The organism is Sphingomonas epibiotica, from assembly GCF_039615155.1.
Classification (GTDB): Bacteria; Pseudomonadota; Alphaproteobacteria; order Sphingomonadales; family Sphingomonadaceae; genus Sphingomonas.
Window position 1 is genome coordinate 74,176 of sequence record NZ_JBDGHY010000003.1, and the last position, 15,801, is coordinate 89,976.

Genomic DNA, 15,801 nt, shown 5'->3' on the forward strand with positions numbered 1-15,801 from the left:
TGCGATCCCTTCGCAAGAGGAAACGGTTTCGATCGCGAACGTTAGCCGCATTGACCAACGGAGCGCCGACCCATGCAATTCACCATCAACGGCCAGCCGCATCAGGCGGAGGTGGACATTCGCACCACCCTGCTCGACCTGCTGCGCGAACATCTTTCGCTCACCGGCAGCAAGAAGGGCTGCGACCATGGCCAATGCGGGGCGTGCACCGTGCTGGTGAACGGCCGCCGCATTAATTCCTGCCTCACGCTCGCCGTGATGCATCAGGATGACGAGATCGTGACGATCGAGGGGCTGGGTACGCCCGAAAAGCTGCATCCGCTGCAAGCGGCGTTCGTCAAGCATGACGGGTTCCAGTGCGGCTATTGCACGCCGGGGCAGATTTGTTCGGCGGTCGGCATGCTCGACGAGGTCGAGAAGGGCTGGCCGAGCCATGTCAGCGCCACGCTCGACGATCCCGATTTCACCGATGATGAAATTCGCGAACGGATGAGCGGCAATTTGTGCCGTTGTTCGGCCTATCCCAACATCGTCGATGCGATCCGCGAAGTCGCCGATGCCAAGCAACCGGCTCAGGCGGAGGCAGCGGAATGAAACTGTTCGACTATGCCAAGGCCGACAGCCCAGAAGCCGCCGTTCGCGAGGGTGCCGATCACGATACGAAGTTCATCGCCGGCGGGACCAACCTGCTCGACCTGATGAAGCTGCAGGTCGAGACGCCCGCACGACTCGTCGATATTAGCCGCCTGCCGCTGAACGATATCGAAGAGATCGAAGGCGGCGGGGTACGGATCGGCGCGCTGGTGCCCAATTCCGACCTCGCGGCCGATCCGATCATCCGCGAACGTTATGAAGTGCTCAGCCGCGCGCTACTGGCCGGGGCGTCGGGGCAGTTGCGCAACAAGGCGTCGACCGGCGGCAACCTGCTGCAACGGACGCGCTGCTATTATTTCTATGAGACGGCGGCGCGCTGCAACAAGCGGGTGCCGGGATCGGGATGCGACGCGCAGGAGGGGTTCAACCGCATCCTTGCCGTGCTCGGCACCAGCGAGCATTGCATCGCGACGCATCCCAGCGACATGGCGGTGGCGATGCGCGCGCTCGACGCGACGATCGTGACGCTGGGCAGCGATGGCGAGCGGCGGCGGATACCGATCGGCGACTTCTACCGCCTGCCGGGCGACACGCCGGACGTCGAGAATGTGCTGCGCGTCGGTGAACTTATCACCCATGTCGAACTACCGCCGGCGCCAGCGGGCAGGCAGACCTATCGCAAGGTGCGCGACCGCGCTTCCTATGCGTTCGCGCTGGTGTCGGTCGCGGGCATCGTCGGGCAGGAGGACGGCAAGATTTCCTCGGCGCAGCTTGCCTTTGGCGGGCTCGGCCCGATGCCGTGGCGCGACAATGCGGTCGAGAATGCCCTGATCGGCCATGCGCCGTCCGACGCGCTGTTCGGGGAGGCCGCCGACCTGTTGCTGCGCGATGCGAAGGGCTTTGGCAGCAACGATTTCAAGATCCCTCTGACCCGGCGGACGCTGATCGCGACGCTGCGGGAGTTGACCGCATGACCACCAACGCACTGCGCATGGACAAGCCCGTCGAGCAGAGCCTGCTCGATTCGGGGGTACAGGGCATCATCGGCAAGGGGATCGAGCGGATCGACGGGCCGCTGAAGGTCGCCGGACAGGCCACCTATTCGGCCGAGTACGACTTTCCGAACCTTGCCTACGGATTTTTGGTCCGCGCGACCTTTCCCGCCGGCACGATCACCGCGATCGATGCCGAGGGCGCCAAGGCGCTGCCCGGCGTGGTCGACGTCGTCGTCGACCTGAAGACCTTCATCCGCAATGCCCAGCAAGGCGGCGAGACCGAGGCCCCGACGCAGGGGGTCAAGGACGTCGCCTATTTCGGCGAGCCGGTCGCGATCGTCGTGGCGGAAAGCTATGAGATTGCGCGCGACGCCGCGCAACTGGTCGCGGTCCGCTACGAACCTGCCGAGGGCGTATTCACCTTCGACGATCATGTCGACGATGCGATCAAGCCGCCCCCCGGTTCGATGCCGCCCTATCACAGCCAGGGCGATCTGGAAGCGGCGATGGCCGACGCCGCCTTCACCATCGACGATGTATGGCGCACGCCGTCGCAGAATTCGGCGGCGATGGAGCCGCATGCGTCGATCGCGGTATGGGACGACGACGGGCTGACGCTGTACGGATCGTTGCAGATGCCGTCGTCGGACAAGCAGCAGCTCGCCAAGTCACTGGGCGAGCGTCAGTCGAAGGTGCGGATCGTCGCGCGCTATATCGGTGGCGGCTTCGGGTCTAAGCTCGGCATCTCGCCCGACACGGTCGCGACCGCGATCGCGGCCAAGGCGGTCGGGCGCCCGGTCAAGACGGTGATGACCCGCCAGCAGGTATTCGACGCGACGGTGCGCCGGTCGAACACGCAGCAGCGCTTTCGGCTCGCCGCCGATGCCGATGGCAAACTGACCGGCGTCGGGCATGAGACATTGTGTTCGAACCTTCCGGGCGAAGGCTATTTCGAGCCGGCCGGACAGGCGACGCAGTTCCTGTATGGCGGCGAAAACCGGGTCATTAAGCACGATCTGGTCGAGCTGAACCGGACGCTGTCGGGATCGATGCGCGCGCCGGGCGAGGCTGTCGGGTTGCTGGTGCAAGAAAACGCGATGGACGAGCTGGCGGAGAAGATCGGCATCGATCCGATCGAACTGCGCCGCATCAACGATCCGGCGAAGGACCCGCAAAAGGATATTCCCTATTCGACGCGGTCGCTGACGCGCTGCCTCGACGCCGGGGCGAAGGCGTTCGGCTGGGACCAGCGCAACCGGACACCGGGGGGCAAGCGCGAGGGCGACTGGCTGATCGGACACGGCATGGCGGCGACGACGCGCACCAACATGCTGCAACCGAGCGAGGCGGCGGTATCGATCGGTCCCGACGGGCGCGCGCTGGTTGAGACCGACATGACCGATATCGGCACCGGCACCTATACCATCCTTGCCCAGATTGCGGGCGAAATGCTCGGCCTGCCGGTCGAGCGGGTGGCGGTGCATCTGGGCGATACCAAGTCGCCGCCGGGCGCCGGATCGGGCGGTTCATGGGGTGCGGGCAGCAGCGGGTCGTCGGTCTATCTGGCCGCGCAGGCGCTGCGCGAAAAGCTGGCCAAGGCGATGGGTGTCGACGCCGACGACCTGACGCTGAAGGACGGTCATGCGATTGCCGGCAACCGCCGGGTGGCGATCGGCGAACTGGTCGGGGACGGCATCACCGCCACCGGATCGATCGAACCGGGCAAACAGGAGAAGGAAACGACGCAGGCCAGCTATGGCGCGCATTTCTGCGAGGTGAAGGTCCATGCCGTCACCGGCGAGGTCCGCGTGACGCGCTGGCATTCGACCTTCGAGGCCGGACGCATCCTCAACCAGCAGACCGCGCGGTCGCAGTGCATCGGCGGCATCGTGTTCGGCATCGGCACCGCGCTGACCGAGGAAGCGGTGCATGACGATCGCGACGGACGCATCGTCAACCACGACCTCGCCGAATATCATGTGCCGGTCCATGCCGACATTCCGCACATGGACATCGTGTTCCTCGACGAACGCGACCCCCATGCCAACCCGCTGCACGCCAAGGGGATCGGTGAACTGGGCATCGGCGGCGCCGGCGCGGCGGTGACCAACGCGATCTACAACGCGACCGGCGTGCGGGTGCGCAATTACCCGGCGACGTTGGACAAGCTGCTGGAAGGGTTGCCGGCGGTATAAGAAGCTCCTCTCCGGCACGGGGAGGCGGACCGCCGCGAAGGGGTGGTGAAGGGGGTGGCCGCATACGGCACGTTTGCGTTGCGCCGCCCTCCCCCTCCACCAGCTTCGCTGGTCCCCCTCCCCGTGCCGGGGAGGATTTCCGTGGCATTTTCCCTTGTTCGCGTTTGCGGCAATCCTACCTGTCATGTATCTGACGCGCAGACCGGGCGGGTTTGCCGTCCCACAAGCCGAACCGAGCGAGCACCATGGCCGAATTCCGTTTGCCCAAGAATAGTCGCATCACGAAGGGTGCGACCCACAAGTCGCCGACCTCGGGCCGGATCAAGAAATTCAAGGTCTATCGCTACGACCCGGATTCGGGCCAGAATCCGCGCTACGACGATTTCGAGATCGATCTCGACGAATGCGGGCCGATGGTGCTCGACGCGCTCATCAAGATGAAGTCGGAGCAGGACCCCTCGCTCACCTTCCGCCGCTCGTGCCGCGAGGGGATTTGCGGGTCGTGCTCGATGAACATCGACGGCCGTAACGGCCTCGCCTGCACGACTGCGATCGAGGATATCAAGGGCGATATCCGCATCACGCCGCTGCCGCACATGGACGTCATCAAGGATCTGGTGCCGGACTTCACGCACTTTTACGCGCAGTACGCGTCGATCAAGCCATGGCTGCAGACCGTGACCCCGGAACCCGCCGGCAAGGAACGGCTCCAGTCGCCGGAGGACCGCAACAAGCTCGACGGGCTGTACGAGTGCATCCTGTGCGCCTGCTGCTCGACCTCGTGCCCGAGCTATTGGTGGAACAGCGACAAGTTCCTGGGGCCGGCGATCCTGCTGCAGGCCTATCGCTGGCTGGCCGACAGCCGTGACGAGATGACCGGCGAGCGTCTCGACGAACTGGAGGATCCGTTCCGCCTGTATCGTTGCCACACGATCATGAACTGCGCGAATGTCTGCCCGAAGGGGCTGAACCCGGCCAAGGCGATCGCCGAGATCAAGAAGATGGAAGTCGAGCGGATCATCTGATCCGTTCGTACCATCCGTTCGTCCTGCGTAGCGGCTGAGCCTGTCGAAGACGCGTATCGAAGGACTATTCCCACTGGCGACGATCCTTCGATACGCCATTTCGACAAGCGCAATGGCTACTCAGGACGACCGGAGGGGTCATTCAGGAGGAGTAATCCTGCCATGACCGTCCTCACCCGTTACGACAGCCTCGTCGCCGCCGGCGAACTCCGCCCCGACCCCGAACAGCGCGCCGCTGCCGAGCGCCTGTCGCGCCTTGCCGCCGAACTTGACGCACCGCCCAGGCGCGGCCTGTTCGCCCGGCTGACCGGCAAGGATGCGCCTGTCCCGCGTGGCGTCTACCTGTGGGGTGGCGTCGGGCGCGGCAAGTCGATGCTGATGGACCTGTTCTACGACTGCGTCGCCGAACCGGCCAAGCGCCGCGTCCATTTCCATGCTTTCATGATCGAGGTCCATGCCCGCCTCGCCACCGAACGCGCCAAGGAAGCCGGCAACCCGGTGCCGCCGGTCGCCGAGGCGCTGGCCAAGGACCTGAAGCTGCTCGCGTTCGACGAGATGGTCATCAACAACACCGCCGACGCGATGGTGCTGTCGCGGCTGTTCACCGAGATGATGACGCACGGCGTGACCATCGTCGCGACGTCGAACCGCCCGCCGGTCGATCTCTACAAAGACGGGTTGCAGCGGGACAGCTTCCTCCCGTTCATCGCGTTGCTCGAATCGAACCTCGACGTGCTGCCGCTGAACGGACCGACCGACTATCGTCGCGACCGGCTGGGCGCGGTCGATACGTGGCTGGTCCCCAATGGCCCGGCGGCGACCGAGGCACTGTCGGCAGCGTTCTTCCGCCTGACCGATTTCGCGGTCGAGGATCGCGACCATGTGCCGTCGTGCGACCTCGATATCGGCGGACGTACGCTGCACGTGCCCAAGGCGTTGAAGGGCGTCGCGGTGTTCAGTTTCAAGCGGCTGTGCGGCGAGGCCCGCGGGGCGCCCGATTATCTGGAGATCGCACGGACCTTTCACACCGTCATCCTGGTCGGCATCCCCATCCTCGGCCCGGAGAACCGTAACGAGGCGGCACGGTTCGTGACGCTGATCGATGCGCTGTACGAATATCGGGTCAAGCTGCTGGCGGCGGCCGACGCGCAGCCCGCCGACCTGTATCCGCGCGGCGACGGACGGTTCGAGTTCGACCGGACGATCAGCCGGCTGGAGGAGATGCGGTCGGAGGAATATCTGGCCAAGGGGCATGGCCAGGGTTGAGCAAACTTGATCCGTTCGTGCTGAGTAGGGACTGAGCGAAGTCGAAGGCCCGTATCGAAGCACCTGACCAATGTCCTTCGATACGCTGCTTCGACAAGCTCAGCAGCTACTCAGGACGAACGGTTTGCATTCGTTCAATTCCGCCGCGCATCCGCCTTCTTGGTCCTGAGCGTCGCCGACGCCGCCGCCGGATCGTCGGGCCAGGGATGGCGGGGATAGCGGCCGCGCATTTCCTTCGACACGTCGCGCCACGACCCGGCCCAGAATCCCGGCAGGTCGCGCGTCGTCTGGATCGGCCGGCCCGCCGGCGAGGTCAGGCTGAGCGTCAGCGGTTGCCCGGCGACCATGGGGTGGGTGGCCAGCCCGAACAGCGCCTGCACACGCAGCTCGACGCGCGGGCCGCCTTCTGCGGCATAGTCGATCGCATGGCTCGACCCGGCGGGGCTTTCGAACCGGGCAGGCGCGAGGCGGCGGACCTGTTGCATCCAGTCCCATCCCGCCTGCTGCTCCAGCGCATCGTGCAGGCCAGTCACCGCGTCGAGCCGCCGTTTGCCGGTCAATAGCGGGGGGAGCCAATCGTCGATCGTTGAGATCAGCGCCGCGTCGCCGAGCGGATCGTCCTGCCCCAGCATCGCGGCGACATAGGCCGATCGGCGGCGTAGCGTCTCCGCCCCCTCCCAAGGCAGCAGCGACAGGTCGCGCCGCACGGCTTGCACCAGCGCCGTGGCGATCTCCTCACCCGACGCCGCCGCATCCGGCCCGGATGACAGCCGGATCGCGCCCAGCCGGCGTTCGCGCAGCGCGATCACCCCCCGGGTGGCGGGATCGAAGGTGACGCTGCGCCGCGTTTCGATCCGGTCGCCGAACAATTGCTCGACCGTCGCCTGTTCGATCGCCACCGCCGACAGGATGCGCGCACCCGCCGCCTGCCCCTGCGTCTCGGCGACCGCCAGCCATTCCGCCGATCCGAGCGCGGCGGCGTCCAGCGTGAAGCCGCGCCCGCCGACCGAGGCCCAGCGTTCGCCCGCCGCGTCGCGGCGCTTCGCGATCCGATCGGGAAAGGCGAGCGCGACGCTGCGGGCGAGCGCGTCGGCGGGGGGATCGTCGCGGCCCTCGACCAATTTGCGCCAGCGGTCGGCGAGGCGCCGCGATGCTTCCGCGCGCTGGCCGCGTTCGCTGCGCCAACGGCGGCGGCGCTGGTCGAGATCGGTGTCGTTGCCGCCCAAGCCCCGCTCGCCGAGCAGCACCGCGACCTCCGCCGCCGCGCCGGCAAAGCCGCCCTCGCCCGCGCGGATCAGCATATGCGCCAGCCGCGGCGACAGCGGCAGCGCGGCGATGGCGAGGCCGTGCGGCGTCGGGCGGTCATCGCCATCGATCGCGCCCAGCGTGGCGAGACGGGCACGCGCTTCCTCGACCGCCGCGGTGGGCGGCGGGTCGAGCCAGCGCAGCGTCGTCGGATCGCTCACCCCCCATTTGCCGCATTCGAGAACCAGTGCCGACAGGTCGGCCTCCAATATCTCGGCCGGGTCGAAACGCGGCAGCCCGGCGGTGGCGGCGGCCTCCCACAGGCGATAGGCGACGCCCGGTCCCTGCCGCGCGGCACGCCCGGCACGCTGGGTGACGGCGGCCTGCGACGCGCGTTCGGTGGTCAGGCGGGTCATCCCCGCCGCCCGGTCGTAGCGCGGACGCCGCGCCAGCCCCGAATCGACGACGATGCGAATGCCGTCGAGGGTCAGTGAAGTTTCGGCGATGCTGGTCGCCAGCACGATCTTGCGGCGCCCTTCCGGATCGGGGGCGATGGCGGCGCGCTGTTCTTGCGGAAGCAGCGTGCCGTGCAGCCGGTGCAGTACCGCCCCGTCGGGCACGGCGATGCGCTCGGCGGTGCGCTCGATCTCGGCGACGCCGGGCAGGAAGGCGAGGATGCCACCCTCCGCTTCGGTGAGCGCGCGGCGGATCGCGGCGGCGACCGAATCCTCGATCCGGGCTTCGGCATTGCGGCCGATGTGGCGCAGGTCGAGCGGGTAGGACCGCCCCTCGCTTTCCATCACCGGCGCGTCGTCCATCAGCGCCGCGAAGCGTTCGCCGTCCAATGTCGCCGACATGGCGAGGATGCGCAGCTCGGGCCGCAATGCCGCCTGTGCATCGAGCGCAAGGGCAAGACCGAAATCGCTGTCGAGGCTGCGTTCATGCACTTCGTCGAACAGCACCGCCGACACGCCCGCCAGTTCGGGATCGGCCTGGATACGGGCGACGAAGATGCCCTCGGTCATCACCGTAACGCGCGTCGTGGCGGACCGCTTGCTGTCCATGCGGGTGGCGTAGCCGAAGGTCTGACCTACCGGCTCCCCGGCGGTCGCGGCCATGCGCTCGGCGGCGGCGCGGGCGGCGATGCGGCGGGGGGAGAGGAGCAGGATTTCGCCGGTGACCCATGATTCGGCGAGCAGTGCGGGGGCGACGGCGGTGGTCTTGCCCGCGCCGGGCGGCGCGACGAGGACGGCGGAGGTGCGGTCGCGCAATGTCTGGAGCAGGTCGGGCAGGACGGAGTGGATGGGGAGCATGTGGAAAGCTCTAGCAATCCTCCCCGCCTGCGGGGAGGGGGACCAGCGAAGCTGATGGAGGGTGGATCGCGGCACACGCTGCCATTGCGTATGCCGACACCCCCCTCCACCATCCTTCGGATGGTCCCCCTCCCCGTGTCGGGAAGGATTTAGAGCGTGTCGGGGTCTGGGCCGAGGCGACCGCCTTCGCGGTCCATCGCGTCGATCTTCGCAATCTGCTCCGCCGTCAGCGTTACCTTCTCCGCTGCCAGATTCTCCTCGATCCGGGCGCGGGACGACGCCTTGGGGATCACACCCAGCCCGGCCTGCAAATGCCAGGCGAGGATCACCTGTGCCGGCGTTGCCCCCGCCGCCTCGGCGATCGCGACGATCGTCGGATCGGTCAGCAATGTCCCCTGCCCGAGTGGCGACCAGCTTTGCGTGACGATCCCCAGCCGTTCATGCGCCGCGCGCGCCGCGCGCTGCTGGAAATGGGGATGCAGCTCGATCTGGTTCAACGCCGGCACCACGCCGGTGGCATCGACGATCCGGTCGAGATGATCGGGCGAGAAGTTCGACACGCCGATCGATCCGACCCGCCCGTCCTCGCGCAACCGCACCAGCGCCTTCCACGTGTCGACATAGCGGTCCTCCGACGGCATCGGCCAGTGGATCAGGAACAGGTCGATGCGCGGCAGCTTCGCGGCGCTGGCGTCGAACGCCTTGAGCGCGCCGTCATAGCCCATGGCGTCGCGCCACAATTTGGTGGTGACGAAGATGTCGCTGCCGCCGGTCGCTTCGCCGACGCCCGTTTCGTTGGCGTAGAAGGCGGCGGTGTCGATCAGGCGATAGCCGGCATCGATCGCCTCGCGCGACAGGCGGGCGGAGTCTTCCGCCGGGACCTTGTAGGTGCCGAAGCCGATCGCCGGGATGGTGCGGCCATTATTGAGGGGGAGGTCGGTCATGGCGTGTCCGTGTGGTTTAGGGGCGGGTTGCCAAAGGATGACGACAGGATCCGTTCCCTGTGCCGCCCCCACCCGTTCGTGCTGAGTGGGACTGAGCTTGTCGAAGGCCCGTATCGAAGCACTTGGCTGCGAACGGTCCTTCGATACGCCATTTCGACAAGCTCAATGGCTACTCAGGACGAACGTGGTGGAGGGTATTGCCCCCCTCCTGCTCCACTTACCCCGTTCGCTTCGAGCGCAGGTTCGAGCCTGTCGAGAACCGAAGTCGAGAAGGGCCCCCCAAGCGACCGGGTTCTCGACGGACGCTTCTCGACAAGCTCGAAGCTGCTCGAACCGAACGGATGGGGATGGAAGCAGCCCCCTTACCCCGTCGGTCGCCCGTCCGCGTCCATCAGCACCTCGCGCCGCCCGACATGGTCGGGGCGCGACACCAGCCCTTCCTTCTCCATCCGCTCGATCAGCCGCGCCGCCGAGTTGTAACCGACGCGCAACTGGCGCTGGAGCCAGCTGGTGGACGCCTTCTGGCTTTCCGCAACCAGCTGACACGCCTGACGGAAGGTCTGTTCCTCGGGGCTGTCGTCGCCGGTCGGCGCCCCGTCGAGGCTGAAGCCGGCATCGCCTTCCGGCTCGTTGACCACCGCGTCGATATAGTCGGGCGCGCCCTGCGAGCGCCAGAAATCGGACACCGCCTGCACCTCGTCGTCGCTGACGAACGGGCCGTGGACGCGCGCCAGCGCCTTGCCGCCGGGCATGTAGAGCATGTCGCCGCGGCCCAGCAGCTGTTCCGCCCCCTGTTCGCCAAGAATGGTGCGCGAGTCGATCTTGCTGGTGACGTGGAAGCTGATGCGCGTCGGCAAATTCGCCTTGATGACGCCGGTGATGACGTCGACCGAGGGACGCTGCGTCGCCATGATCAGGTGGATGCCAGCCGCGCGCGCCTTTTGCGCGAGGCGCTGGATCAGGAATTCGACTTCCTTGCCCGCGGTCATCATCAGGTCGGCAAGTTCGTCGACGATCACCACGATCTGCGGCAGCGGCGTCAGGTCGAGCGTCTCTTCCTCATAGATTGGCGTGCCGTTCTCGGCGTCATAGCCGGTTTGCACCTTGCGGCCGAGCTTCTGCCCCTTGGCGATCGCGGCGCGGACCTTTTCATTGAAGCTGGCGAGGGAGCGGACGTTGATCGACGCCATCATCCGATAGCGATCCTCCATCTGCTCGACCGCCCATTTCAGCGCGCGCACCGCCTTGGGCGGGTCGGTAACGACGTCGGCGAGCAGATGCGGGATGCCGCGATACATGCTGAGTTCGAGCATCTTCGGATCGATCATGATCATCCGGCACTGGTCGGGGGTCAGCCGGTAGAGCAGCGACAGGATCATGCAGTTCAGGCCGACCGACTTGCCCGAACCGGTGGTACCCGCGACCAGCAGATGCGGCATCGGCGCCAGATCGGCGACGACCGGATCACCGGCGATATTCTTGCCGAGCACGATGGGGAGTTGCGCATTCTGGTCGGCGAACGCCTGGCTGGCGATCAGTTCGCGCAGGGAAACCGTCTCGCGCCGCTGGTTGGGCAGTTCGATGCCGATCACGGTGCGCCCCGGAATCGTCGCGACGCGCGCGGAGATCGCCGACATGTTGCGGGCGATATCGTCGGCCAGCTGGATGACGCGGCTGGCGCGGATGCCGGGTTCGGGTTCGAGTTCGTACATGGTGACGACCGGGCCGGGCGCGACCTTCACCACCTGCCCCTTCACGTTGAAGTCGTCGAGCACGCTTTCGAGCAGGCGCGAATTGCGCTCCAGCGCGGCCTTGTCGATCGACGGGCCGCTCGATTCGGGCGGGGGTGCCAGCAGGTCGATCGCGGGCAGCGCGAAATTGTCGCGCCCCTCGCTGCTCGCCGGGCGCGGTGCGCTGGCGAGCGCGGGTGATGCGGCCCGTTCAGCGATGACCGGCGGCGCGCGATTGTCGGGTTCGGCAACGCGGCGCGGTTGCGGCCGGGCGGGCGCCTCGTCTTCGTCCTCTTCCTCGGTATCGGCGACGAAGCGGCTGGGTGCGGCATCGAACGGCGCATCGTCGTCGTCATAGGCGATCTCGCCGGTGTCGGCATCGACCGCCCGCGCGCGCCGTTCGAATTTCGGCATGCGGAAGGTGCCGTCGGGAATCTCGATCGTCAGCCCCTTGGCCCAGCGCCAGATGCCGAACAGCCCGGTCGCCAGCGCCACCACGCGGATGATCCAGATTTCGATATCGGGCTGGCTGATCAGGTGAATCAGCCCCTGCACCGCCGCCGCGACGCTCCAGCCGATCACCCCGCCATAGCCGGCGGGCAATGACAATATCGCCTCACCCGACACGAACGCCAGCGTCGTGCCCATCAACAGCACGCCGATCAGGCAGTCGCGCACCATACGCGGCCACGGCCCGACGGGCACGTCGCGCCACAGCCGGACGCTGATGATCAGGCCCAGCGGCAGCAGCATCGCCACCGGCACGCCGACCAACGTCAGCAACAGATCGGCCAGATGCGCGCCGGGCGATCCCAGCTTGTTGGTGATCGGTCCGCCCGCCGCGGTGCTGAACGACGGGTCGGCCGAGGAATAGCTGGCCAGTGCGATCGCGATCAGCAGCATGGCGACGAACAGCAACGTCGCCCCGATCATCGCGCCGCTGCGCCTCACGCCCGCCTTCATCGCGTCGCGCCACAACATCGGCTGCGCGTTCGTCGCCATTCGTTCCACCCTTGTTCGATACCGCCCCGATGTGCGCCGCGCCGGGCATCGCCGTCAAGGCGGCGTTGCGGTGAACCGCACCACACCCTAAGTCGCGATGGACATAGGTTAAGGATGGGACGGGTTTCATGGCACAGGCGGACGTCATCATCCTTGGCGGCGGGCTGGTCGGCAGCACGCTCGGCGTATCGCTGGGCGTGCACGGCCTCCGCTCGATCATTCTCGATCCCGCCGATCCGGCAGTGACGCTGGCGCCGGGCTTCGACGGGCGCGCCTCCGCCATTGCCAGCGCGACGCACCGCATGTTCGAAGCGATCGGCATCGCCGAGGGGCTGGGCGACGAGGGCTGTCCGATCGCAGCGATCCGCGCGACCGACGGGCTGGAACCCGGCAAGCTCGACTTCATCCCCGACGCCGCCGACGACCCGGTCGGCGTAATGTACGAGAACAAGCGGTTGCGGCAGGCGATCTACGACGCCGCGGACGCATCGCCGCTGGTTGACTTGCGCTACCAGGATCGAGCGATCGACGTCCGGCGCGAGGCGCATGGCGTGACGGTGACGACGGCGGGCGGCGACACGCTGACCGCGCCGCTGCTGATCGCGGCGGAGGGTCGCAATTCGCCGACGCGCGAGGCGGCGGGCATCCGCGTCGCGCGCTGGAGCTACGATCACGCCGCGATCATCACCACGCTCGGGCATGAGGAAAGCCACGAGAATGTGGCCTATGAAATCTTCTATCCGGCGGGTCCATTCGCGATCCTGCCGCTGAAGGATGACGACCATGGCCATCGTTCGGCGATCGTGTGGACCGTCGATGCGAAGGATCGGCCGGCGATGCTGAAACTGTCGGACCGTGCCTTCCTCGCCGAAGCGTCGAAGAAGATGGGCGGGTTCCTGGGGCACCTCTCGAACCTGTCGGCGCGGTCGAGCTATCCGCTCGGCTTCCACCATGCGGCGCGGATTACCGCCGAGCGGCTGGTGCTGGTCGGCGATGCCGCGCACGGCATCCACCCGATCGCCGGACAGGGGCTGAACCTCGGCCTGCGCGACGTGGCGGCGCTGACCGAGGTGCTGGTCGAGGGCAAGCGCACCGGGCTCGACCTCGGCGACCCCTATCTGCTTGAACGCTATCAGCGGTGGCGCGGTCTCGATACCTTTGCGGTGGCGCTGGCGACCGATGGTCTCACGCGGCTGTTCGGCATTCCGGGCAAGGCGGCGAGCGCGGTGCGGCGCTTCGGCCTGTCGGCGGTCGATTCGATCCCGCCGCTGAAAGCCGCATTCATGGCCGAGGCGCGCGGCGAGACGGGCAAGCTGCCCAAGCTGTTGCAGGGGGTTACGGCGTAGGAGGCGGTTCAGGGAACGACACCTGCCGCCCTCTACCCGTCACCCCATACTTGCATCAGGGTGACGATGGCGACCGGGACCAAGGTTGCCGACCCTTTGCGCGCTATCCCCGCGTCGCGTCGAACCGCGCCATCTCATACGCGATCGACGCCTCGACCAGCCGCTCCCACAGGTCCGCGACCACCGCATCGGGCACGCCGATCTGTGCCGCCGCCGCCCGCGCATTCGCGATCACCTCGGCCTTGCGCGCCTCGTCACGCACCGCCGCGCGCGCCGGCTTGATCCGCGCGGCGGCATCCATATAGGCGAAGCGTCGCGCCAGCAGTGCCACCAGTTCGCGATCGACCTGATCGACGCCGGCGCGGACTTCGGTCATGGTGGTGCAGTCGGGGCCGGGCAGGATCGTCATGCCCCGCGCTGTGACGGCTGCGCTGCGGCTTGTCCAGCTTGACTCTGTCCGGGCATCCGGCTAGGCGCGCCGCTTCGCAATTCGGCCCCGCATTCCCGGTGAAGCGGTGGCCCCGGCCCCTCGGGACCGGCGGCGAATACCGGGAGCCGCGATCGTCCACTCGGATGGTCAAACGTTACTGCAATTGCATTGGATTTACGATGTCGAAGCGCTCCAGCGCCAAGTACAAGCTCGATCGCCGCCTTGGCGAGAATATCTGGGGTCGTCCCAAGAGCCCGGTCAACAAGCGTGAATATGGCCCCGGCCAGCACGGTCAGCGCCGCAAGGGCAAGATGTCGGACTTCGGCACCCAGCTGCGCGCCAAGCAGAAGCTGAAGGGTTATTACGGCGACGTCACCGAGAAGCAGTTCAAGCGCACCTATGAAGAAGCGTCGCGCATGAAGGGCGACACCGGTCAGAACCTGATCGGCCTGCTCGAACAGCGCCTCGACATGATCGTGTACCGCGCCAAGTTCGCGCCGACCGTCTGGGCTGCGCGTCAGCTGGTCAGCCACGGCCACGTCCGCGTCAACGGCGTGAAGTGCAACATTGCGTCGCGCCGCTGCTATGTCGGCGACGAAATCTCGCTCGGCACCAAGGCGCAGGAAATGGCGCTGGTCCTCGAGGCCCAGACCCTCGCCGAGCGTGACATCCCCGAGTATATCGGCGCCGACGGCACCAAGGTCACCTTCAACCGCGTTCCGACGCTGGACGAAGTGCCCTATCCGGTGAAGATGGAACCGAACCTCGTGGTCGAGTTCTACTCGCGCTGAGCCAAGGTCCAGCAAAGCTGGACCGAGGCAAACCCCCAGCGCGAGCGGCCGGCGCTGCCGAGGCAGCGACCGACGGCATGGGCTTCGCCCATGGCGCTGGCGGATACGAAAAGGGCGGCCCCGCAACGGGCCGCCCTTTTTGCGTCTACGCCGTCGCGCGAGCGTCTGCGGGTGTCGGAAAAAGGTCCTGTCCTACACGACCAACGGCCGTCAGTATCACTACGGGCTCTCCAGCCCCCCCCTCTTTGACCTCGCCAGCCTTTTCCCCCAACGCCGCTCGGTATTGCGAACACTACGCAACACCAGCGTGGTTAGTGTGAACTTCGTGAACTTTGAACCGACGCTACAGCCCGCTCGCCCGCAACTGCGCGCGCAGATCGGCGCGCGTCCGTTCATTTACCGGCGGCAGTTCGCGGGCGCCCTTGCCCTTGCGCAGCCGTGCCCGATCGCGTTCGTCGGGCGCCACCACCCGCACCCGCACCGGCACGACGCCGGTCCCGCGCACGCCCAGCGCCTCGGCTGCACCGCGCGACAGGTCGAGGATGCGTCCCCGCCCGGTGAATGGCCCGCGATCGTTGACCCGCACCAGAATGCGCCGCCCGGTGTCGAGCGCGGTCACCTCGACATAGCTCGGCAACGGCAGCGTGGTGTGCGCCGCGGTGACCCAGCCGGGGCGGAACCGCTCGCCATTGGCGGTCCGCCCACCCGATTCGCTGCCGTACCAGCTCGCCAGCCCCAGCATGTCGTAGGTCGGATCGGCGGCCGGCGCATAGGTCACCCCGCGCACTTTGTAAGGCACACCGACCTTGACCACCGCATCGCTGACCGGACGATAATCACCGCCGGCACAGGCCGATAGCAACAGGGCGGCACAGGGCAGAAGCGAACGCGGGATCATCGCCCGCCCCTTAGCGCAGCACCGCCC

Annotated in this window: 12 protein-coding genes; 7 read left to right on the forward strand and 5 right to left on the reverse strand. The window is 67.1% G+C overall.

The genetic code is table 11. The features are described 5' to 3' along the window. Nucleotides 1–72: 72 nt before the first annotated feature. From AAIO73_RS06795 to zapE, 5 genes are all read left to right on the forward strand, one after another. Nucleotides 73–594 carry a 2Fe-2S iron-sulfur cluster-binding protein gene (locus AAIO73_RS06795; protein ID WP_345876990.1) on the forward strand — a complete coding sequence of 174 codons (522 nt, stop codon included), beginning with the start codon at nt 73–75 and terminating at the stop codon, nt 592–594. Beyond that, nucleotides 591–1,568, forward strand: coding sequence for an FAD binding domain-containing protein (locus AAIO73_RS06800; protein WP_345876991.1), 978 nt, complete (start codon nt 591–593; stop codon nt 1,566–1,568). The genes AAIO73_RS06795 and AAIO73_RS06800 overlap by 4 nt, the downstream gene beginning before the upstream one ends. Continuing rightward, nucleotides 1,565–3,784 carry a molybdopterin cofactor-binding domain-containing protein gene (locus AAIO73_RS06805; RefSeq protein ID WP_345876992.1) on the forward strand — a complete coding sequence of 740 codons (2,220 nt, stop codon included), beginning with the start codon at nt 1,565–1,567 and terminating at the stop codon, nt 3,782–3,784. Before AAIO73_RS06800 ends, AAIO73_RS06805 begins: the two co-directional genes overlap by 4 nt. A 245-nt stretch (nt 3,785–4,029) precedes the next feature. Continuing rightward, the gene (sdhB, locus tag AAIO73_RS06810) at nt 4,030–4,809 is read left to right on the forward strand and encodes a succinate dehydrogenase iron-sulfur subunit (RefSeq protein WP_345876993.1); all 780 of its coding nucleotides are present in this window, start codon (nt 4,030–4,032) and stop codon (nt 4,807–4,809) included. Between the two features lie 162 nt (nt 4,810–4,971). After that, on the forward strand, nt 4,972–6,075 hold the full coding sequence (gene zapE / locus AAIO73_RS06815) for a cell division protein ZapE (RefSeq protein WP_345876994.1): 1,104 nt from the start codon (nt 4,972–4,974) through the stop codon (nt 6,073–6,075). Nucleotides 6,076–6,209: 134 nt separating this feature from the next. Here zapE and hrpB read toward each other — a convergent pair whose 3' ends face one another. The 3 genes from hrpB to AAIO73_RS06830 all read right to left on the reverse strand — a co-directional run bounded on the left by hrpB (nt 6,210) and on the right by AAIO73_RS06830 (nt 12,309). After that, nucleotides 6,210–8,633 carry an ATP-dependent helicase HrpB gene (gene hrpB, locus AAIO73_RS06820; RefSeq protein ID WP_345876995.1) on the reverse strand — a complete coding sequence of 808 codons (2,424 nt, stop codon included), beginning with the start codon at nt 8,631–8,633 and terminating at the stop codon, nt 6,210–6,212. Nucleotides 8,634–8,782: 149 nt separating this feature from the next. Continuing rightward, nucleotides 8,783–9,577, reverse strand: a complete 795-nt coding sequence (locus AAIO73_RS06825; RefSeq protein WP_345876996.1) for an aldo/keto reductase — start codon at nt 9,575–9,577, stop codon at nt 8,783–8,785. 362 nt (nt 9,578–9,939) lie between these two features. Continuing rightward, nucleotides 9,940–12,309 (reverse strand): FtsK/SpoIIIE family DNA translocase, encoded by a 2,370-nt coding sequence (locus AAIO73_RS06830; protein ID WP_345876997.1) that lies wholly within the window; start codon nt 12,307–12,309, stop codon nt 9,940–9,942. A gap of 128 nt (nt 12,310–12,437) precedes the next feature. On the opposite strand from AAIO73_RS06830, the gene AAIO73_RS06835 reads away from it, so the two are divergent. Beyond that, nucleotides 12,438–13,655, forward strand: coding sequence for a UbiH/UbiF/VisC/COQ6 family ubiquinone biosynthesis hydroxylase (locus AAIO73_RS06835; protein WP_345876998.1), 1,218 nt, complete (start codon nt 12,438–12,440; stop codon nt 13,653–13,655). A gap of 103 nt (nt 13,656–13,758) precedes the next feature. On the opposite strand, the gene AAIO73_RS06840 is transcribed toward AAIO73_RS06835, so the two are convergent. Continuing rightward, entirely contained in the window at nt 13,759–14,064 is a 306-nt protein-coding gene (locus AAIO73_RS06840) for a chorismate mutase (protein ID WP_345876999.1), read from the reverse strand. A 200-nt stretch (nt 14,065–14,264) separates the two neighbouring features. Between AAIO73_RS06840 and rpsD the strand changes: the two genes are divergently transcribed. Continuing rightward, on the forward strand, nt 14,265–14,876 hold the full coding sequence (gene rpsD, locus AAIO73_RS06845; protein WP_242120630.1) for a 30S ribosomal protein S4: 612 nt from the start codon (nt 14,265–14,267) through the stop codon (nt 14,874–14,876). A gap of 343 nt (nt 14,877–15,219) precedes the next feature. On the opposite strand, the gene AAIO73_RS06850 is transcribed toward rpsD, so the two are convergent. Continuing rightward, nucleotides 15,220–15,774: a septal ring lytic transglycosylase RlpA family protein gene (locus AAIO73_RS06850; protein WP_345877000.1), complete on the reverse strand. Its 555-nt coding sequence runs from the start codon at nt 15,772–15,774 to the stop codon at nt 15,220–15,222. Nucleotides 15,775–15,801 lie beyond the last annotated feature (27 nt).